Origin of the sequence: Hymenobacter siberiensis (assembly GCF_018967845.1) — a bacterium.
In the GTDB taxonomy this organism is placed as follows: Bacteria; Bacteroidota; Bacteroidia; order Cytophagales; family Hymenobacteraceae; genus Hymenobacter; species Hymenobacter siberiensis.
The window spans coordinates 1,218,381-1,237,491 of sequence record NZ_JAHLZZ010000001.1 but is presented as its reverse complement, the minus strand read 5'-3'; the positions used below and the strand labels follow the sequence as shown (position 1 = coordinate 1,237,491).

Genomic DNA, 19,111 nt, shown 5'->3' with positions numbered 1-19,111 from the left:
CTGTGCCGCACCTTTAGGGACCTCTATTCGCTAATGCCGGTTCCTGCTTATGCCCCACGCCTACCAGTTTCATCCGCAATTGATTTTGCGGACTCCCACGCGCCCATTCGACGAGCACATTGCTGAAGCGACCCTTACCCGCCTGCTACACGACGACCATTTTATGGAAGCCCTCTACCTGGCCTCGCCGGTACTGTGGGCAGAGTGCCAGAAGTGGCAGCAGGGCGAGCTAACCGATATCCGACGGCTCGATAAGCTCCGCCGTTCCCTCAGCCGCTACTACGTACGGGCCACTACTCGCTGCACCCCGTTTGGGTTGTTTGCCGGGTGCGCGGTAGTGCAGTGGGGCGCTACTACTAAGCTCATCGCCGCGCCCGAAAAGGCGGGCCGCCACACGCGCCTCGACATGCATTACCTGTGTGCGCTGGCGCAGCAGCTAGCCGCCCATGAGGCCATCCGGCCGCAGCTGCGCTACTGGCCCAACAGCAGTCTCTACCTCACGGGAGGCGCATTTCGCTACCTCGAATACTACTATCTCAACGGGGCGCGCGTGAATCAACTAAGTGCCCTGGAAGCCAGCCCTTACCTGCTGCGGGTACTAACGGCCGCGCAGAACGGCCAGTCCTATACCGAGCTGGTCGCCCTGCTGCTGGATGATGATGATGATGATGATGATGATGCGACCGACCCTGCCGAAGCCACGCAGTTTGTGGAGGAGCTGATTGATAGCCAGGTACTGGTGCACGAACTGGAGCCCACGGTTACGGGTGAGGAGTTCTTCTACCGCATCCAGGCCGTGCTTAATCGGGTGCAGCAAACGAAGGCCAGTCCCGAGCTGGCCGCTATTATCGACTTGCTGGAGGTGGTACGGCAACAGGTGCAGGCCCTGGACCAGGCCGCCGTTAATTCTCCGGCCAGCTATGAAGCCATTGCGACGCTGCTGGCCCCCCTGGGCATAGAGGCAGATGCCAGCAAGCTATTTCAGATTGATACCATCGTGGGCATGGCACCGGAGCCAACGCTGGCCGCCACGCTGCAAACAGAGCTCCTGGAGGCCTTGCGCGTACTATCACACCTCACTGCCCCGCCCACCAATCCCCGCCTCGATGACTTTCGCCGACGCTTCTACGCCCGCTACGAAGACCGCGAAGTAGCATTGGTAGAAGCGCTTGACAACGAACGGGGCTTGTCATACACCGACTACGGCAGCAGTACCTACTCCCCGCTGACGCACGACTTGACCCTGCCCAAAACCGCCGCTTCGGGCACCGCCCCGGCGCTAAGCGAGGTGCAGCAATTTATGCGTCAGAAGCTGTGGCAGGCCCAGCAGCAGCAGGCGTACAGCCTCAGTATTACCGAAGCCGAGCTAAAAGGCTTTGCCCCGGCGGGCCAGCCGTTGCCGCCTTCGCTGGCCGTTGTATTCCGCCTGCTTGCTGACGGGCGCATTTTGCTGGAGAGCGCCGCCGGCTCCAGCGCCGTCAACCTGCTGGGGCGCTTCGCGCACGCCGAGCCGGCCATCGAGCAGCTGGTGCGCGAGGTAACCGCGCAGGAGCAACAGCAGAACCCGAACGTTGCATTTGCCGAAATATGTCACCTGCCCGCCAGCCGGGTTGGCAATGTGTTGCTGCGCCACAGCTTCCGGGCCCTTGAAATCCCCTACCTGGCGCAGTCGGCCCTGCCTGTTACGGAGCAGGTAATGGTGCAGGACATGCTTATCTCGGTGAAAGGAGGGCAGTTGGTCCTGCGCTCGCGCAAAACCAACCAGACCATCATTCCCCGGCTGAGCACAGCGCATAATTTCTCGGGCGAGGCGCTACCGATGTACCAGTTTTTGTGCGACCTACAGACCCAGGGCCTCCAACCCCGGTTAGGTTTCAGCTGGCAGTCAATCGCCGCCGGAGCGCGGTTCCTGCCCCGGCTCAACTACCAAAATGTAGTACTGGAGCCGGCTTCCTGGTATTTCGAGTCGGCCGATGTACAAACCTTGCTAACCAGTACAGCCATCTCTTTTACAGATATCTGGCAAAAATTTCGCAAACAGTGGCAGCTACCGCGCTTGTTTGTGCTCGTCGAGGGGGATAACGAGCTGCTGATTGATGCCGACAATGACTTGTTGGTCCGAATCTGGCTCGATGCCATCCGGAAGCTGAGTAATTTCCGGCTGAAGGAGTTTTTAGGGAATCCGGCGGCTAGCCCTGTCCACGATGCTACCGGCAGGCCCTACGCCCAGCAGTTCATTGGGCTGCTGGTACACCAGCACGCCAGCTACCCGGCCCCGGCGCCCAAACAAAAGTTACCTGAAACAACCGTGCAGCGAGCGTTTATCCTCGGCACGGAATGGCTCTACTACAAGCTATACTGCGGCCAAAAGATTGCCGACCAGGTGCTGCTCACCATCATTCACCCGTTAACGCAGGAGTTGCTGGCCCAGGGCCTCATCGACAATTGGTTTTTTATCCGCTACTCCGACCCCGACAATCACCTGCGCGTACGCTTCCACCTCCCGCAGCCCCAGCAAATTGGCCACGTCATTCAGCGCATTCAAGCCTACCTGGCCCCTCTGAGCGCCGATGGCTCCATTTGGAAAATCCAGACCGAGACCTACCAGCGGGAGCTGGAACGCTACGGCCCCAGCGCCATAGCGCTCACCGAAGCCTTATTCGGCTACCAAAGCACTGCCCTCCTGCATATGCTACTCGCTACCGAGCAGCAGCCCGATACGGCGCCCGATAATTGGCTGTGGGGGCTGGGGGCCATCGAAGAGCTCCTCAATGCCTTCGGGTATTGCCTGGCCCAAAAGGTGCTGCTGCTGGAAAGCATGCGGGATACCTTCGCCCGCGAATTCGCTCTGGATAAGGACTTAAAGCTGCAGCTTGCCACTAAGTACCGCAATGCTCGCCCGGCAATTCAGCAGGCTCTGGCACAGGCAGCAACCACGGCGCTGCCGGCGGCGCTAGTCGCCATCGCCCAGCAAATCAACACGCTGGCAGCTGAAGGCCGCCTGGTAGTGGCCAAAAACCAGCTCATGAGCTCCTACCTGCATATGTTGCTCAATCGGCTGATTCCGGCCGAGGCAAGGCTGCATGAGCTGGTGCTTTACGATTTTCTGTATCGGCACTACGCTGCCCTGCAGGCTATGCAAAAACGGCCGTAGCTTATTTCTTCCCGCCCATCATTTTCTGGTTCAAGGCTTCAAAAAAGGCGCTGCGGTAGGTATCGCCCAGCGGAACGTAGGCTTTCATATCGGTAAACAGAATCTGGTTGCCATCAATGGCTTTGATTTTATTGATGGATACGATGTACGATTTATGGACCCGCATAAACTGCCGGGCCGGCAACCGCTCTTCTAAATCCTTGATATTTAAAAGTGTAACAACCTGGTCTTCTTTCGTATTGATGGACAAATAATTCTTCATCCCTTCGATATACATGATGTCGGCAAAATTAACCTTCATCATTTTTCCCTTACTCTCTGTTTTGACAAAGATGTAGTCGTCTTCTTTTTCGGCGGGTTGCCAGCGCGCCGAAGGTTCGATATTGGCATTCAGGGCTTTCTGGGCTGCTTTCAAAAATCGTTCGAAGGCGATAGGCTTGAGCAGGTAGTCCAGCGCCTCCAGCTCAAATCCTTTCACGGCAAACTCGCTATAAGCTGTCGTCAGAATAACCTTGGTGCGGCCCTTGATGAGCGGCATAAAGTCAAGCCCTGAAATTTGCGGCATGTGAATATCCAGGAACACCAGGTCAATTGTCTGGTTTTCGATGATACTAAGTGCCTCAATGGGACTCGAAGTAGTACCCTCCAAATTCAAAAACGGGGTCTTCTCGATGAAAGTGCTCAGGATATCAATGGCACCTTGCTCATCATCTATAATTAAACAAGAAAGCATAGGCTGGCAGTGTATTCGAAGGGAAACGGTGCAGGTGACGGTGAAAGATAGCGGATTTTTTATATTGTCCGTCCCGCCAGCAGTAATCCAATTATAAAATCACTTATTTTCATGATTTTAAACTATTTACAAAGCAGCGTTATTTTTTAATATTCGATTTATCAGGTATTCTTGTTTCGTGCGCCTGCCCGTAAAACACCGAAGGCCAATGCCGGGCCGCTACGCGTGGGTAGCGCCGGCAATTGGGCCCGACTGCTGGGGCGCAGCTGTTTCCGGAGTTGCTGCCCGAGCCGGCCCGGTTTGCGGCCGGCAGCGTGTGGCTGGTATAGCCCCTATCAAAAAACGTCATGCTGAACGCCGCTATTGCGGCGTTCAGCATGACGTTCACACTTTTGGCTAACCCTTGTTCTGACGCTGCTAGGGCACGACAACGATTTTGCCGGTCGTGTGGTGAGATTCAATCTGCTTGAGGGCTTCCTGCACCTCTGCTAGCGGGTACGTTTCAGCAATTTTCACCGTCAATTTACCGGCATCGGCCAGCTGGCGCAGCTCGTCCAGCTGCTGGGTATTGGGCTCCACAAAAACGTAGTGGAAGTTGATGCTGGCATCCAGCCCCTGGCCGTTGTGCAGGATGGAAACCAGCGTACCACCGGGTTTCAGGGCCGGCAGGCTCTGGGTAAGCGTATCGCCGCTGATGCAGTCGAAAATCAGGTCGACACCGGCGGGCACAAGGGCTTTCACGGCATCACCCACGCTTCCATTGCGATAGTCAACCGTGAAATCAGCACCCAGCTCCTTCATGTAGGCGAAGTTGGGCTCGCTGGCTACCGCCACTACCGTTGTGCCCCGGTCTTTGGCCAGCTGAATGGCGAAACCGCCCACCCCGCCCGAAGCTCCGAGAATCAGGACCGTTTGGCCCGCCTGCAGCTGGCCGGCGTCAAACAGCGACTGGTAGGCCGTGAGCCCCGCCAGCGGAATACCGGCCGCCTGCTCCCAGCTCAGGCTACCGGGCCGCAGGGCCAGGTAGCTTTCGGGCACCACCATGTACTCGGCAAAAGTGCCGTGCTGCACCGTGGGACGACGAATGTAGCCATACACCCCCGTGCCAACAGCAAAGCGGCGGGCCCCGTGGCCGCGCTCCTCTACCACCCCGGCCATATCCCAGCCCGGCACAACAGGGAACTCAGCCGGTAGCATCTGCTGTAAATAGCCCTCCCGAATCAGCGAATCGACGGGATTGACCCCGGCCGCCTTCACGCGCAGCAGCACTTCCCCTTCCTTTACTTCGGGCAGGTCCAAGTTACCGACTTGAATTTTATCCACCCCACCGAATTCGGTGTAGAAGGCGGCTTTCGTTTGTTTTGCCATAATTGAAAATTGCTCCCTGGAAGAAATTGCTCCTTGGAATGGGTGACTTAACTCCCACGGGCAGGCGTAGGTTTTGCACGGCCAGCGAACCATTTTGCGTTTCGGCTGTATATTCGTTCAACGCTGCTATCCAGAAAGACCGAGGGACCGGGCCCGATGACGTCTTGGCAACCTACCTAGAGTAGGTGCCAACTCCCGTTTCACTATTTTTTTGGTGAAAGAAGATGACAGCCGGAACCGTGCCTCGCCGCATGGGTTTCTTTCTGGATACGCGCTTACGTAGCCCTATCGAACAGAAAGAAATGCCCACTGCCACTCTCGCCGCCCCCTCCCCTCTTCCCGAAATCCTGCGCCAGCGCCTGCTGATTCTCGACGGCGCCATGGGCACCATGATTCAGCGCCACCCGCTCACGGAGGAGGACTTCCGGGGTGCCCGTTTCGCCGACCATCCCAAGCCGTTGCGCGGCAACAACGACCTGCTGAGCCTGACGCGGCCCGACATCATCAAAGGCATTCACGCTGAGTACTTCGCGGCCGGGGCCGACATGGTGGAAACCAACACTTTCAGCGGCACCACCATTGCGCAGGCCGACTACGGCCTGGAGCACGTGGTTTATGAGCTGAACTACGAGTCGGCCCGCCTGGCCCGCGAGGCGGCCGACGAATACAGCACGCCCGAGCGCCCGCGCTTCGTGGCCGGGGCCGTGGGCCCCACCAACCGCACCGCCTCGCTCTCGCCCGACGTGAACCGGCCCGGCTACCGCGCCGTGACGTTTGATGAGCTAGCCACCGCCTACCTGGAGCAGGTGCACGGCCTCGTGGACGGTGGCGTGGACACGCTCCTCATCGAAACCATTTTCGATACGCTGAACGCCAAGGCAGCCCTCTACGCCGTGCAGAAGTTCTTCGACGAGGGCGGCCGCGTGGTACCCATCATGATTTCGGGCACCATCACCGATGCCTCCGGCCGCACGCTAAGCGGCCAGACGGTGGAGGCTTTCTGGAACAGCATCCGCCACCTGCCGCTGCTGAGCGTGGGCCTGAACTGCGCCCTCGGCGCCGACCAGCTCCGCCAGTACGTGCAGGAGCTGAGCCGCATTTCCGACGTGCACATCTCGGCCTACCCCAACGCCGGCCTGCCCAACGCCTTTGGCGGCTACGACGAATCGGCCCAGGAATTTGCCAGCTTAGTAGAGGAGTATTTGAAAGAAGGCATCGTGACGGTGGTGGGCGGCTGCTGCGGCACCACGCCCCAGCACATTGCCGAGCTGAGCCGACTGGCCGAGCGGTACAAGCCGCGCCAGCTGCCGGCCGAAATTGCCGTCGCCACGCACCTCAGCGGCCTCGAGCCGTTCGCCATCAAGCCCGAAAGCCTGTTTGTGAACGTGGGCGAGCGCTGCAACGTGACCGGCTCCCGCGCCTTCGCTCGCCTAATTCGCACCGGTGCCTATGAAGAAGCGCTGGCCGTGGCCCGCGTGCAGGTGGAAGAAGGGGCCCAGGTGCTCGACGTGAACATGGACGAAGGCATGCTCGACTCGGAGCAGGCCATGACCACCTTCCTGCACCTAATCGCCTCGGAGCCAGACATTGCGCGGGTGCCGGTGATGATTGACTCCTCGAAGTGGAGCGTGCTGGAAGCCGGCCTGAAATGCGTACAGGGTAAGAGCATCGTGAACTCGATTTCGCTGAAAGAGGGCGAGGAATTATTCCTGCAGCGGGCCCGCACCGTGCGCCAGTACGGGGCCGCCATGGTGGTGATGGCCTTCGACGAAGACGGTCAGGCCGATTCGCTGGAACGCCGCAAGGAAATCTGCCAGCGCAGCTACGACCTGCTGATGAGCATCGATTTCCCGCCCACCGACATCATTTTCGACCCCAACATCCTCATCGTCGGCACCGGCATGGAGGAGCACCGCAACTACGCCGTCGACTTCATCGAGTCGGTGCGCTGGATTAAAGCCAACCTGCCCGGGGCCCTCACCAGCGGCGGGGTGTCGAACATTTCGTTCTCGTTCCGCGGCAACGATGCGGTGCGCGAGGCCATGCACACGGCCTTCCTCTACCACGCCATCCGGGCCGGGCTCGACATGGGCATTGTGAACCCCGGCCAGCTCGGGGTGTACGATGAGATTGAGCCCACCCTGCTGGCCCTGGCCGAAGACGTGCTGTTGAACCGCCGCGCCGACGCCACTGAGCGCCTGCTCGAATTTGCCGACACGGTGAAGCAGAAGGGCAAAGTGGAAGTGGTGGCCGACGCCTGGCGCAGCCTGCCGGTGCAGGAGCGCCTGGCGCACGCGCTGGTGAAGGGCATTACCGAGTTTATCGACGAGGATACCGAGGCCGCCCGCCTGGAGCTGGCACGGCCCCTGAACGTGATTGAGGGCCCGCTGATGGCCGGCATGAACGTGGTAGGCGACCTGTTCGGGGCCGGCAAGATGTTCCTGCCGCAGGTGGTGAAATCGGCCCGCGTGATGAAGAAAGCGGTGGCCTATCTGGAGCCGTATCTGCTGGCCGACAAGCAGGGCGGCGACCGCCAGACGGCCGGCAAAATCCTGATGGCCACCGTGAAAGGCGACGTGCACGACATCGGCAAGAACATTGTGGGCGTGGTGCTAGCCTGCAACAACTTCGACATCATCGACCTCGGCGTGATGGTGCCGCTGGAGAAAATTCTAGATGAAGCCCAGAAGCAGCAGGTGGACGTCATCGGCCTCTCCGGCCTCATCACCCCGAGCCTCGATGAGATGGTGTACGTGGCCCAGGCCATGGAAAAGCGCGGCCTGAAAATCCCCCTGCTCATTGGTGGGGCCACCACTTCGCGGCTACACACGGCCGTGAAAATTGCGCCGTCCTACAGCGGCCCGGTGGTACACGTGAACGACGCCTCGCGCTCGGTGGGCGTGGCGGCCGGCCTGCTCGGCTCGAGCGAGCGCGCCTACGCCCAAACCGTGGCCGACGACTACGCCGCCCTGCGTGCCGATTACGCCAGCCGCCAGCGCGACAAAAGCTACTTAAGTATCGAGGCTGCCCGCGCCAACGGCGTGAAATCGGACTGGAACACGGTTTCGATTACTAAGCCCACTTTCCTGGGCACCAAAGTACTGGAAGACTACGACCTGGCCGAGCTGGCCCGCTATATCGACTGGACGCCCTTCTTCCACACCTGGGAGCTGAAAGGGCGCTACCCGCGCATTCTGGAAGATGCCACGCTGGGCGAGGCGGCCACCAAGCTGTTTGCCGATGCGCAGGCCATGCTCACCAAAATCATTGATGAGAAATTGCTCACGGCCCGCGCCGTGCTGGGCTTCTGGCCGGTCAATACCAAGGGCTCCGACACCATCGAAATCTACGCGGATGATACCCGCGACGCGGTAGCCACCGAGTTTTTCACCCTGCGCCAGCAGGGAGAGAAAGGCCCCAGCATCCCCAACATCGCCTTTTCCGACTTCCTGGCCCCCAAAGAATCGGGCCGCGCCGACTACATGGGCGGTTTCGCCGTGACGGCCGGCATCGGCATCGAGAAGCTGATTGAGCAGTTCGACGCCGACCATGACGACTACTCCAGCATCATGGTCAAAGCCCTGGCCGACCGCCTGGCCGAGGCCTTCGCCGAGCGCCTGCACGAGCGGGTGCGCCGCGAGTTCTGGGGTTACGCGCCCGACGAGCACCTGAGCAGCGAGGACCTGGTGCAGGAGAAATACCGCGGCGTGCGCCCCGCCCCCGGCTATCCCGGCTGCCCCGACCACACCGAGAAAATCACCCTGTTCCAACTGCTCGACGCGGGTGCCAAAACCGGCATCACGCTCACTGAGAACCTGGCCATGTACCCGGCCTCATCGGTGAGCGGCATGTACTACGCCCACCCCGACTCGCGCTACTTCGGCCTGGGCCGCATTGGCAAGGACCAGGTGGCGGATATCGCGCAGCGCAAAGGCATGGAACTGCCGGAGCTGGAGCGCTGGCTGATGCCGAATTTGAACTACGAACCGAAGGCTTAGCTGTTAGCTCTAGTTCTCAAAATCCCGACCCCAAAAGCTAATAGCTAACGGCTAGCTCATATAATGAAAGTTACTGACCACCTGGCCCAGGCCAACGGCAAAACCCTTTTTTCCTTTGAGGTGCTGCCGCCCAAAAAGGGCGAGAACATCCACACGCTATTCTCGAATATCGAGCCATTGATGGAGTTCAAGCCGCCGTTTATCGACGTGACGTATCACCGCGAAGAGTACGTGTACCGCCACCACCCCAACGGCCTGCTGGAGAAGAAGACCGTGCGCCGCCGCCCCGGCACCGTGGGCATTTGCGCGGCCATCAAAAACCGGTTTGATGTGGACACAGTGCCGCACCTCATCTGCGGCGGTTTCACGAAGGAGGAAACCGAGAATGCGCTGATTGACCTGCATTTTCTGGGCATCGACTCCATTCTGGCCCTGCGCGGCGACCCCATTAAGAGCGAGGGCGTGTTCAAGCCCGAGCCCGATGGCCACGCCTACGCCTGCGACCTCATCGGCCAGGTGGCCAACCTGAACAAGGGCGAGTACCTGGATGAGGAACAGGATGATACCTGGGCCACCAACTTCTGCATCGGTACGGCCGGCTACCCCGAAAAGCATTTCGAGGCCCCCAATTATGCCTCCGATATCCGCTTCCTGAAGCATAAGGTGGACCGAGGCGCCGAATACATCGTGACCCAGATGTTTTTCGACAACGAGGAGTTTTTCAAGTTTGAGCGGAAGTGTCGCGACGCGGGCATCAACGTGCCCATCATTCCGGGGCTGAAGCCGCTCACCACCAAAAGCCAGCTCACGATGCTGCCGAGGACCTTTTTCCTCAACATTCCGGAAATCTTGTCGGAGGCCATCAGCCAGTGCCGAGACAACGAGGCGGCCCGCGCCATCGGCATCGAGTGGTGCCTCAACCAGAGCCGCGAGCTGATGGCCCACGGCGTGCCCTGCCTGCACTATTACTCCATGGGCAAGTCGGAAAGCATCCGGCGCATTGCGGCCGAGCTATTTTAAACCGGCCGCCGCCGGTGCCGCTACCTTCTGCCCGTTTAGCCGTAGAAGGCGAGGCCACGTTGGCCTTTTCAAGCCCAAAAATGCCTATGCAACGACTATTTGATGGTTTTAACGCAAACCGCCGTCTGCGCTTTTTCCCGGCGGCGGCACTGGCGGCCCTTTTGCTGACCGGCTGCGACTCGACGCCCAATGAGCGCCGGGCCGTGGCCCGCAACGCCGGCCGTGAACTGGATGACGTGGCCAGCAAAGCCGCCCACAAGCTGGCCCGCGTGGGCAAAGCCGCGGCCACCTACGATGCCACCAACCGCGCCCGCCGCGCCCGGCCCCTCGACCCGCGCCAGCAGCTGGCCATGGAAGCCAAGCTGCTGGGCCCCTACAACGGCCAAATCAACGCCCTCACGCCCCAGGACCTGCCCGCCGCCTATGGCCAGCTGGTGCGCGAGGCCCGCACCCAGCGCGCCACCTGGACCGACCGCGACTGGGACTACGCCCGCGCCGTGTACCAACGCCTGAACGACCAGCTGAAGCAGGTGCGCATGGACATGCCCGCCCGTGATGAAGTACGGGTGCGTGCCCGCCAGGCTGAGTTCGTCAGCCTCCAAGCTGGCCACGCCATGAACGGCATCGACGCCGCTACCCGGCAGCAAAAATAAGTTAAGCGTTGAAAATCAGGAGTTAAGAGTTAACTGGCTTTTATCACAAGCCGCTTAATCAACTCTTAACTCCTAACTTTCAACTCTTAACTTCCCTCCCGTGTCCAGCCCCGATTCCGTCGTTTTTCTCGAATCCTTCTACGAGCCGATGGCGGCCAACCTGGCCCGCACCCGGTTGGAAGCGGCGGGTATTCCGTGCTTCCTCAGCAATGAGAATCTGGTGTCCATTATGCCGCTGTACAGCCCGATTACGGGCGGCGTGCGGCTGCACGTGCGGCAAAGCGACGCGGAGGCCGCGCTCGAAATTCTGCACGATGAGGCCGTGCCCCGGGCCACGGACCCGGACATTGCCTCCTTCGCCGCCGATGCGCCCGACCCCGTAACACCGCGCTGCCCGCGTTGCGGGTCGTCGGATGTAGCCTATGGCCCGGCTACGCGCAATACGTATGGGTTCTGGTCGGGGCTGCTATCGGTACTGCTGCGGTTTCCGGTGCGCGGCAAGCGGTTTCACTGCTTTCATTGCGGCGATGAGTTTAAGTAGGCGGCCCGGCAGCGCCTGATTTAACCCTGAGGGCCGCCAACAATAAGGCGTGGGAATCACCGTTGTTGCCGCATGACTAGCGTACACCAAAGGGGGCCTGGGCGGCCGCTATTGCTTGCTAACGTATTGCTGCTGGCGTGGTGGCTGCCGGGTGCACCCGCGTGGGCGCAGGCACCTCTCCCGACGGGCAGCGGCCTGAAAGGCGATTACTACGAAGGGACGAATTTCGAAAAGTTCGTTTTGACCCGCCGCGATACCACCATCAACTTCAACTGGGGCCAGCAGCCGCCCGCGCCGGGCCTCGGGGCCGAGCTGTTTTCGGTGCGCTGGACGGGCTGGCTAGTGCCCCCGACCAGCGGCAAATACCTTTTTCATGTGACCGTGGACGACGGCATTCGGCTGTGGCTGAACGACCAGCTGATTATAAACGAGTGGCGCGGGCAGCCTCTGAGCAACTACACCACCGCCGTGGAGCTGCGGGCCGGCGAGCCCTACCGCCTGCGGGTCGATTATTGCCAATACAGCATGGATACCCGCGTTTTTGTTACCTGGGAGCCACCTGGCCCCCGGGCGGCGCAGGCTCCCTCGTCGTGGCGCAACCTGTGGGGCCTCGCGGCTGAAACGCCCAAGCCGGAGCCCATTCCGACGAGCTTTCTGTATGCCAATAACCCCCGGCCGGCCGCAGCACCGACGCCGCCCAAGTCACAGCCGCTGCCACCGCTTTCCGGCATCAGACCCACGGTAGCCGCCCGGCCGCGCACTACCCCGGTACCCGCAGCCGCCCCGCCTCCCCAGCCGCGGGTGGCGGCGCGGCCGGCACGCCGCCCGATGCTGCCACCACCCCAAGCTGCCGCGCCGCCAGCGCCCGAAGCCCTGGTATTGCGGGCCGACTCGGGCGGCACCGCGCAGCTGGCGCGCCTGGCCGTGGGTGAAGCCGTGACGCTGCCCGAGCTTCATTTCGAGCAGGGCACAGCCCGGCTGCTGCCACCTGCCCGCGCCGCCCTCGACACACTGGCCGCCATGCTGCAAGAAAGCGCCGGCCTGCGCCTCGAAGTGCAGGGCCACACCGACAACGTGGGCAACGCCGACTTGAACCGCCAGCTCTCGCAGCAGCGGGCCGAGGCCGTATGCCGCTACCTCACGGCCCACGGCGTGCACACGGCCCAGCTACGACCGGTGGGCTACGGCGGCACCCAGCCCGTAGCCGACAACGCCGACCCCGTCCAGCGCCCCCGCAACCGCCGCGTGGTACTACGCCGGCTGTAGCTCCGCCTTCCCCCATCGTGCTCAAAACCCGTATGCGTTCGGATTGCAGCTGCCAACTTCCCCGGTGCGTTCGTATTGCAACCGCCTCTATCCGTCGTTCATACTATTTGCCACTCACCTGTTGCGCTCGCTTCGCCGCCACTGACCCAACTACTTGGTAGAGGCGGCCGGGCTGGTAGCTTTTCTCGTTTTTTCGAGCGTAGCGGCCGTAGTGTGCCACCACCCTAATTCGGCGGTGGCACGGGCGCTGGGACCCCACGAATGGGTGCAGCGCATTGGGGTAGGGCTGATAGTGGGCAGCCTGGTGGCGGCCATGGCCTACTCGCCCTGGGGCAAGCGCTCGGGAGCGCACTTCAACCCGGCCGTGACACTGGGCTTCTGGCAGCTGGGCCATATCCGGACGGCCGATGCCATTTGGTACGTAGTGGCGCAGTTTGCGGGGGCATTGGTGGCCGGCGTGGCTATCTTCTGGCTGATGGCCCCGTGGTTTGGTCACCCGGATGTGCACTACAACACCACCCGCCCGCGGGAGCCTACGGCTGGGTGATTGCGCTGGGGGCCGAAATCCTGATTTCCGGTGCGCTGATGATGGTGATGCTGTGGTCGCTGCACTCGGCTCGCCTCAAGCAATGGACGGGCGCGTTCGTGGGGCTGCTACTGGCCCTGTTTGTGGTGGTGGAGGCCCCGCTTTCGGGCATGAGCCTGAATCCTGCCCGCTCACTGGGCAGCGCCATACCCGCCGGGAGCAGCCCGAGCTTGTGGCTGTATTTTCTGGGGCCGCTGACCGCTACTTGGGTCACGGCCGCCGTGTACGGACGCTGGCGGCAGCGGCGGCACCCAACAGCATACCCACCGGTGTGCCCAGATTATTCTGCTGAGTAGCAATTGGCGCAGAGTGGGTTGAAAAAAGCTGCTGGGCCGCGTGGGCCGATGTCGCTCAGCGGTTGCTGCACCAGCCATCTAGGCTACCGGCTGGGGTCCGGCATTAGCCATTTTTCCTTTTTTCGCGTAAGCAGAGGCACACTATTTCCACGCTGCCATGCCCGCCAAAAAGACTGATTCCGCCAAAGCCCCGGTTAAAAAAGCCGCCCCCGCCAAAGCCGAGAGCCGCCCCACGGCCAAGGATATGAAGGCCGCCGCCCAAAAGCTACCTTATCCGGCCAAACAGGCCGACATGAAACTGCAGCCCGATTCGGACCTGGCCAACTACAAGGCCGCCGGCAAGCTGAAGGACAAAGTCGCCATCATCACCGGGGCCGATTCCGGCATTGGCCGAGCCGTGGCCATTGCCTTCGCCAAAGAAGGCGCGCACGTGGCCATCGTCTTCAACGAAAACGTGGAGGATGCCGAAAAAACCAAACAAATGGTTGAGAAGGAGAAGCGCAAGTGCCTGCTGCTGCAGATGGACGTGCGCGACCCCGAACAGTGCAAGCAGGCCGTGCGCCGCACCATGGCCGAGCTGGGCGGGCTGAACATTCTGGTGAACAACGCCGCGTTCCAGATGAGCCAGGCGAAGTTTGAGGACATCTCAGAGGAGCAAATTCGCCGCACCTTCGACACAAATATCCTGGGCTACATCTGGATGGCGCAGGCTACGATTCCGCACCTGAAGAAGGACGACTGCATCATCAACACGGGCAGTATTGTGGGCATCACGGGCATCCCCATTCTGGTGGATTATGCCTGCTCGAAGGCCGGTATTCATGCCCTTACCAAGTCGCTGGCGCTGTATCTGGGCGAGAAAGGCATTCGAGTGAACTGCGTGGTGCCCGGCCCGGTCTGGACGCCTAACATTCCCGGTACCATGCCCATCGAAGAAATCGCCAAATTCGGCCACGAGGTCGCCCTCAAGCGCCCTGGCCAGCCCGAGGAGCTGGCTCCCGCCTACGTGCTGCTGGCCTCCCAAGACGGCTCCTTCATGACCGGCAGCCTCGTGCACGTAACCGGCGGCAAGCTCAGCAGCGACGAGTAGCGCTGGGATGAATTCAGAACGGTCATGTCGAGCGCAGCCGAGACATCCCGCGTGGGGTAGTAATCAATGTCGTTGAACGACTGGATTACCTGACCACGCGGGATGTCTCGGCTGCGCTCGACATGACCGTCCTTGTTGGTCGTCACACAGCCAGCTATAGCTATTTAGCAAAGTTTTCACGCCACGATTAGTCAACCACCGAAGCAGCCGATTACCTTGCTGCTTTATACGCATTTTCAAGGGGTTAGACCCCTTGGTAGCGGTATTTTCTATTTTCTTCTTTCACATCAATTCCCACTTTTACATGGCCGATAATTCCTCTTCTTTGCTCGACCGCAGCCGCACCATTGCGGGGCCGGGCTACAACCGCTGGCTGGTGCCACCGGCGGCGCTGGCCATTCACCTGGCCATCGGGCAGGTGTATGCGTTCAGCGTTTTCAAAAAGCCCCTCGGGGCGCTCATCAGCGGCAACGTGGATGCGCCCGCCCCCACCGACTGGACGCCGGGCCAGATTGGCTGGATTTTCTCCATTGCCATTGTGCTGCTGGGTTTGTCGGCGGCCATATTTGGCAAGTGGCTGGAGCGCGTGGGCCCGCGCAAGGCCATGATGGCGGCCGCACTCTGCTTCGGCGGCGGTTTCCTGATCGGCGCGCTCGGCATTCACCTGCACAGCCTCGTGCTGCTGTACCTGGGCTACGGTGTGCTGGGCGGCATTGGCCTGGGCCTAGGCTACATTTCGCCGGTGAGCACGCTCATTAAGTGGTTCCCGGACCGCAAAGGTGTGGCTACGGGCATGGCCATTATGGGCTTTGGCGGCGGTGCCATGATTGCCTCGCCCCTTGCGGTAGCACTCATGGCGCACTTTAAGAGCACCGGCACGCTGGGCGTAGCAGCTACGTTTATCACGCTGGGTATCATCTACTTCCTGTTCATGCAGTTTGGGGTGTGGTCCATCCGGGTTCCGGCCGACGACTGGGCTCCGGCTGGCTACGTGCCCAATGCTGAGCACAGCGCCCTGATTACCAGCGGCAACGTATCGGCCGACAACGCTATCAAAACGCCGCAGTTCTGGCTGCTGTGGGTGGTGCTGATGACCAACGTGACGGCCGGTATCGGCGTGCTCGAAACGGCTTCGCCGCTTATTCAGGACACTTTTTCGAAGGCAGCAATGGGCGGAGGTAAGTTTGTGACGGCGGCCGCAGCGGCTGGTTTCGTGGGCCTGCTCAGTATGTTCAACCTGCTGGGTCGCTTCTTCTGGTCGTCGGCTTCAGATAAGCTGGGCCGGAAGGTGACGTACGCCATCTACTTTGCGCTCGGCATTGCGCTGTACCTGCTAATCCCCACGCTGGGCCACAACCTGCAGCTCACGCTGTACGTGATAGTTGCCTGCGTGATTATCAGCATGTACGGCGGCGGTTTCGCTACCATTCCGGCGTATCTGTCCGACCTGTTTGGCAAATACCAGGTGGGTGCTATTCACGGGCGGCTGCTCACGGCCTGGAGCACGGCCGGCGTGGTCGGCCCGCTCATCGTCAACTATTTGTCTGAGGGCCGCAAAGCAAAGTTCGCGGAGCTTACTAATAAGCTAACTGGGCCCGACCTACAAACATTTCTTGTCAATCACCCAGATATCAAAGCAATGGGTGGTTCGTACATATACCAGCCCGTATTCTACACCATGGCGGGCGTGCTGGTGGTAGGCCTGTTGGCCAACTTCGCGGTAACGGCCGTGAACGAGAAATACTTCGAAAAAGGCCCCGTTACGCCCCAGGGCGGCGGGCACTAAGCCATTCTCCCCTTCTAAATCCGACTTTGATATGAATCCACAACCCAACAACCTCGGCACTCCGGCAGCCGAAACGAGCTCGACCGGCGCGCTGGTGATTGCCTGGCTTTTTGTGGGCATCCCCCTGGCCTGGGGCGTGTCGCAAACCTTTATTAAGGCACTGACGCTGTTTCAATAGCGGCGGTGTTATAACAGATTATTAAGCAGCCGGCCCAGTGGGTCGGCTGCTTTTTTGTGCACGAAATTGCCAACACTAGCCCCCAAGCCACTTACCTTCCCACCATGAAAGCCCTCCTGCCCCTTGTCCTGCTCACGCTCCTCGCCGCCACGCCAGCCGCGCCTCCCACGCAACGGGTACGCCAGTTCCGGCAGGCACACGAGCGGGAGCTATTGGCGGAGTTCGGGCAATTGGTGGCCATCTCCAACGTGGCGGCCGATTCGGCGGGGCTGCGGCGTACGGCGCAGTTCATTCAGGGCATGATGCGGCGGCGCGGCATTGCCACCGAGCTGCTGGCCGCGCCCACACCGGGCGTGCCGCCGGTGGTGTTTGGCGAAGTGCGCGTGCCGGGCGCTACCCGCACCGTCATTTTTTATGCCCACTACGACGGCCAGCCCGTGAACCCCGCGCAGTGGGGCTACGGCCTGCAGCCCTTCCGACCGCAGCTGGCCACCGGCCCGCTCGACCGGGGCGGACAGCTGACCGAGCTACCCGCCGCCGGCCAGCCGCTCAATCCCGATTGGCGACTCTACGCCCGTAGCGCCTCCGACGACAAGGCGGGCGTGATGGCCATTCTGACCGGCTACGAGGCCCTGAAAGCCAGCAAGCTCAAGCCCAACATCAACATCAAATTCTTCTTTGAGGGCGAAGAAGAACGGGGCTCACCGCACCTGGCCGAGATTCTGGCCAAGCATAAGGCCCGGCTGGCTTCTGATGTGTGGGTGATTTGCGATGGGCCGGTGCATCAGTCGGGCCGCAAGCAGGTGGTATTTGGGGCGCGGGGCGATGTGAACATGCGCCTGACGGTGTATGGCCCACGCCGGCCGCTGCACAGCGGCCACTATGGCAACTGGGCCCCCAACCCCGGCCTGGCCCTGGCTCGCCTGCTGGCCTCGATGGAAGACAGTACCGGCCGGGTGCGCGTGGCGGGCTTCTATGATGACGTGACGCCGCTGAGCCCGGCCGAAAAAGCCGCCCTGGCCCAGGTGCCCAATCTCGACGAAACCATCCGGCAGGAGCTGGGCTTTGCGCGGCCATATGGCACGGGCCAAACGCTGGTGGAGCTGCTCAATCAGCCTTCGCTCAACATCAACGGCATGCAGAGCGCCAACGTGGGCCCGGCCGCCGCCAACGTGATTCCGACCAGCGCTGCCGCCGTGCTCGACCTGCGCCTGGTGCCCGGCAACGATGCCCAGCGCCAGGTGCAAAAAGTGGTGCGCCACATCGAAGCGCAGGGCTACCACGTGCTCAGCGCCGAGCCCACCGACGCCGAGCGCGCCCAGTACCCGCTGCTGGTGAAGGTGCAGGCCGAGCCCGGCTACAATGCCCAGCGCACCCGCCTCGACCTGCCCATTGCCCGCCAGATTATCGCGGCCGTGCAAACCACTACCACCGACCCCGTGGTGGTGCTGCCCACCATGGGCGGCAGCCTGCCGCTCTACGTGTTCGAGCAGCAGCTGCAGGCCCAGACCATCACGGTGCCGGTGGCCAACTACGACAACAACCAGCACGCCGAAAACGAGAATATTCGCCTCGGCAACCTCTGGGAGGGCCTTGAGACGATGGCCGCGATTATGCAGCTGAAGTAGCCCGCGCGGTAATAACCGCGGATGCGGGGACGTGGCGGCCAGGAAATTTCGGCCTCGGCCATCAGCCCCGGGAAGATTTTGTCCGTAAGCAGTTATCGAGGGGGCTGGCAGTGCCGGCCTCGTTTCTGACTTACGTTCGTCTATGTCCGCTCCCACTTATCCGTCTGGCACCGTACGCGCCTTGCTCGCTACACCGCACGTTTCCGATGCCACCCGTACCGCCCTGCAGGCCCGCCTCGATGCCCCGGTTGCCTACGAGCCGCAGTTTCTGGCCCCCGAAACGTTCGCCCTGCTCGAAGCCGTAGCCGCCCGCCTCTTCCCCCAGCCCGACCGGCCTGACAGCCCCATTGCCATGGCCCCCGGCGTGGACCAACGCCTCACCGAAGGACGCGCCGACGGCTGGCGCTACGATGCCCTCCCGCCCGACCGCGAAGCCTACCGGCTGGGCTTGGGCGGCATTCAGGAAATTGCCCAGGAACTGTTTCAGACCGATTTTATGGGGTTGAATGTCGAACAGCAGGATGCCGTAATCCAGGCGCTTGCCGGGGGCACCCCACCCGGCACTACCTGGGAAACCCTGGACGCCGGGCGCTTCTTCGAAGAAATGCTGGCCGAGCTCACCGAAACCTACTACGCCCACCCCCTGGCCCAGGAGGAAATCGGCTATGTCGGGATGGCCGACCTGCCCAAGTGGTCGAAAATCGGCCTCAATGAAAAAGAAGAAAGAGAGCCAAGCCTGTCATCCTGAGCTTGCGAAGGACCTTATCACGTTTACAGCAGTTGAGATACTACTATTCGTTCAACGGTGATAAGG

Annotated in this window: 15 protein-coding genes and 1 riboswitch; of the genes, 13 read left to right on the top strand and 2 right to left on the bottom strand. The window is 61.3% G+C overall.

Annotation, left to right across the window (positions count from 1 at the left end; translation table 11 throughout):
• Positions 1–49: 49 nt before the first annotated feature.
• Positions 50–3,154, top strand: a complete 3,105-nt coding sequence (locus KQ661_RS05235) for a lantibiotic dehydratase (RefSeq protein ID WP_216685843.1) — start codon at positions 50–52, stop codon at positions 3,152–3,154.
• A 1-nt stretch (position 3,155) separates the two neighbouring features.
• Here the strand turns inward: KQ661_RS05235 and KQ661_RS05230 are convergent, their stop codons facing one another.
• Both KQ661_RS05230 and KQ661_RS05225 read right to left on the bottom strand, forming a co-directional pair.
• On the bottom strand, positions 3,156–3,887 hold the full coding sequence (locus KQ661_RS05230; RefSeq protein ID WP_216679672.1) for a LytR/AlgR family response regulator transcription factor: 732 nt from the start codon (positions 3,885–3,887) through the stop codon (positions 3,156–3,158).
• A 417-nt stretch (positions 3,888–4,304) separates the two neighbouring features.
• Positions 4,305–5,255 carry an NADP-dependent oxidoreductase gene (locus tag KQ661_RS05225; protein ID WP_216679671.1) on the bottom strand — a complete coding sequence of 317 codons (951 nt, stop codon included), beginning with the start codon at positions 5,253–5,255 and terminating at the stop codon, positions 4,305–4,307.
• A gap of 123 nt (positions 5,256–5,378) precedes the next feature.
• A riboswitch (SAM riboswitch) is annotated at positions 5,379–5,486 on the top strand.
• Between the two features lie 71 nt (positions 5,487–5,557).
• On the opposite strand from KQ661_RS05225, the gene metH reads away from it, so the two are divergent.
• From metH to KQ661_RS05165, 12 genes are all read left to right on the top strand, one after another.
• Positions 5,558–9,253 (top strand): methionine synthase, encoded by a 3,696-nt coding sequence (gene metH / locus KQ661_RS05220; protein WP_216685842.1) that lies wholly within the window; start codon positions 5,558–5,560, stop codon positions 9,251–9,253.
• A 63-nt stretch (positions 9,254–9,316) separates the two neighbouring features.
• Positions 9,317–10,273, top strand: coding sequence for a methylenetetrahydrofolate reductase [NAD(P)H] (gene metF / locus KQ661_RS05215; protein WP_216679669.1), 957 nt, complete (start codon positions 9,317–9,319; stop codon positions 10,271–10,273).
• 86 nt (positions 10,274–10,359) lie between these two features.
• On the top strand, positions 10,360–10,926 hold the full coding sequence (locus KQ661_RS05210) for a hypothetical protein (RefSeq protein ID WP_216685841.1): 567 nt from the start codon (positions 10,360–10,362) through the stop codon (positions 10,924–10,926).
• A gap of 100 nt (positions 10,927–11,026) precedes the next feature.
• The gene (locus KQ661_RS05205; protein WP_216679667.1) at positions 11,027–11,467 is read left to right on the top strand and encodes a putative signal transducing protein; all 441 of its coding nucleotides are present in this window, start codon (positions 11,027–11,029) and stop codon (positions 11,465–11,467) included.
• 111 nt (positions 11,468–11,578) lie between these two features.
• On the top strand, positions 11,579–12,733 hold the full coding sequence (locus KQ661_RS05200; protein WP_216685840.1) for a PA14 domain-containing protein: 1,155 nt from the start codon (positions 11,579–11,581) through the stop codon (positions 12,731–12,733).
• Positions 12,734–12,887: 154 nt separating this feature from the next.
• Positions 12,888–13,280 carry an aquaporin gene (locus KQ661_RS22490; RefSeq protein ID WP_216685839.1) on the top strand — a complete coding sequence of 131 codons (393 nt, stop codon included), beginning with the start codon at positions 12,888–12,890 and terminating at the stop codon, positions 13,278–13,280.
• Positions 13,277–13,615, top strand: coding sequence for an aquaporin (locus KQ661_RS22485; protein ID WP_216685838.1), 339 nt, complete (start codon positions 13,277–13,279; stop codon positions 13,613–13,615). Before KQ661_RS22490 ends, KQ661_RS22485 begins: the two co-directional genes overlap by 4 nt.
• 157 nt (positions 13,616–13,772) lie before the next feature.
• On the top strand, positions 13,773–14,705 hold the full coding sequence (locus KQ661_RS05185) for an SDR family oxidoreductase (RefSeq protein WP_216679664.1): 933 nt from the start codon (positions 13,773–13,775) through the stop codon (positions 14,703–14,705).
• Between the two features lie 304 nt (positions 14,706–15,009).
• Positions 15,010–16,491 carry an L-lactate MFS transporter gene (locus tag KQ661_RS05180; RefSeq protein WP_216679663.1) on the top strand — a complete coding sequence of 494 codons (1,482 nt, stop codon included), beginning with the start codon at positions 15,010–15,012 and terminating at the stop codon, positions 16,489–16,491.
• A 31-nt stretch (positions 16,492–16,522) separates the two neighbouring features.
• Complete coding sequence (locus tag KQ661_RS05175) at positions 16,523–16,669, top strand: MFS transporter small subunit (RefSeq protein WP_216679662.1); 147 nt, start codon at positions 16,523–16,525, stop codon at positions 16,667–16,669.
• 104 nt (positions 16,670–16,773) lie between these two features.
• Positions 16,774–18,297: a M20/M25/M40 family metallo-hydrolase gene (locus tag KQ661_RS05170; protein WP_216685837.1), complete on the top strand. Its 1,524-nt coding sequence runs from the start codon at positions 16,774–16,776 to the stop codon at positions 18,295–18,297.
• Between the two features lie 142 nt (positions 18,298–18,439).
• The gene (locus KQ661_RS05165; protein WP_216679660.1) at positions 18,440–19,045 is read left to right on the top strand and encodes a gluconate 2-dehydrogenase subunit 3 family protein; all 606 of its coding nucleotides are present in this window, start codon (positions 18,440–18,442) and stop codon (positions 19,043–19,045) included.
• Positions 19,046–19,111 lie beyond the last annotated feature (66 nt).

Coding starts and splice junctions, on each gene's coding strand:
- KQ661_RS05235 (WP_216685843.1), top strand. CDS start 50: ATGCCCCACGCCTACCAGTTTCATCCGCAATTGATTTTGCGGACTCCC.
- KQ661_RS05230 (WP_216679672.1), bottom strand. CDS start 3,887: ATGCTTTCTTGTTTAATTATAGATGATGAGCAAGGTGCCATTGATATC.
- KQ661_RS05225 (WP_216679671.1), bottom strand. CDS start 5,255: ATGGCAAAACAAACGAAAGCCGCCTTCTACACCGAATTCGGTGGGGTG.
- metH (WP_216685842.1), top strand. CDS start 5,558: ATGCCCACTGCCACTCTCGCCGCCCCCTCCCCTCTTCCCGAAATCCTG.
- metF (WP_216679669.1), top strand. CDS start 9,317: ATGAAAGTTACTGACCACCTGGCCCAGGCCAACGGCAAAACCCTTTTT.
- KQ661_RS05210 (WP_216685841.1), top strand. CDS start 10,360: ATGCAACGACTATTTGATGGTTTTAACGCAAACCGCCGTCTGCGCTTT.
- KQ661_RS05185 (WP_216679664.1), top strand. CDS start 13,773: ATGCCCGCCAAAAAGACTGATTCCGCCAAAGCCCCGGTTAAAAAAGCC.
- KQ661_RS05180 (WP_216679663.1), top strand. CDS start 15,010: ATGGCCGATAATTCCTCTTCTTTGCTCGACCGCAGCCGCACCATTGCG.
- KQ661_RS05175 (WP_216679662.1), top strand. CDS start 16,523: ATGAATCCACAACCCAACAACCTCGGCACTCCGGCAGCCGAAACGAGC.
- KQ661_RS05170 (WP_216685837.1), top strand. CDS start 16,774: ATGAAAGCCCTCCTGCCCCTTGTCCTGCTCACGCTCCTCGCCGCCACG.
- KQ661_RS05165 (WP_216679660.1), top strand. CDS start 18,440: ATGTCCGCTCCCACTTATCCGTCTGGCACCGTACGCGCCTTGCTCGCT.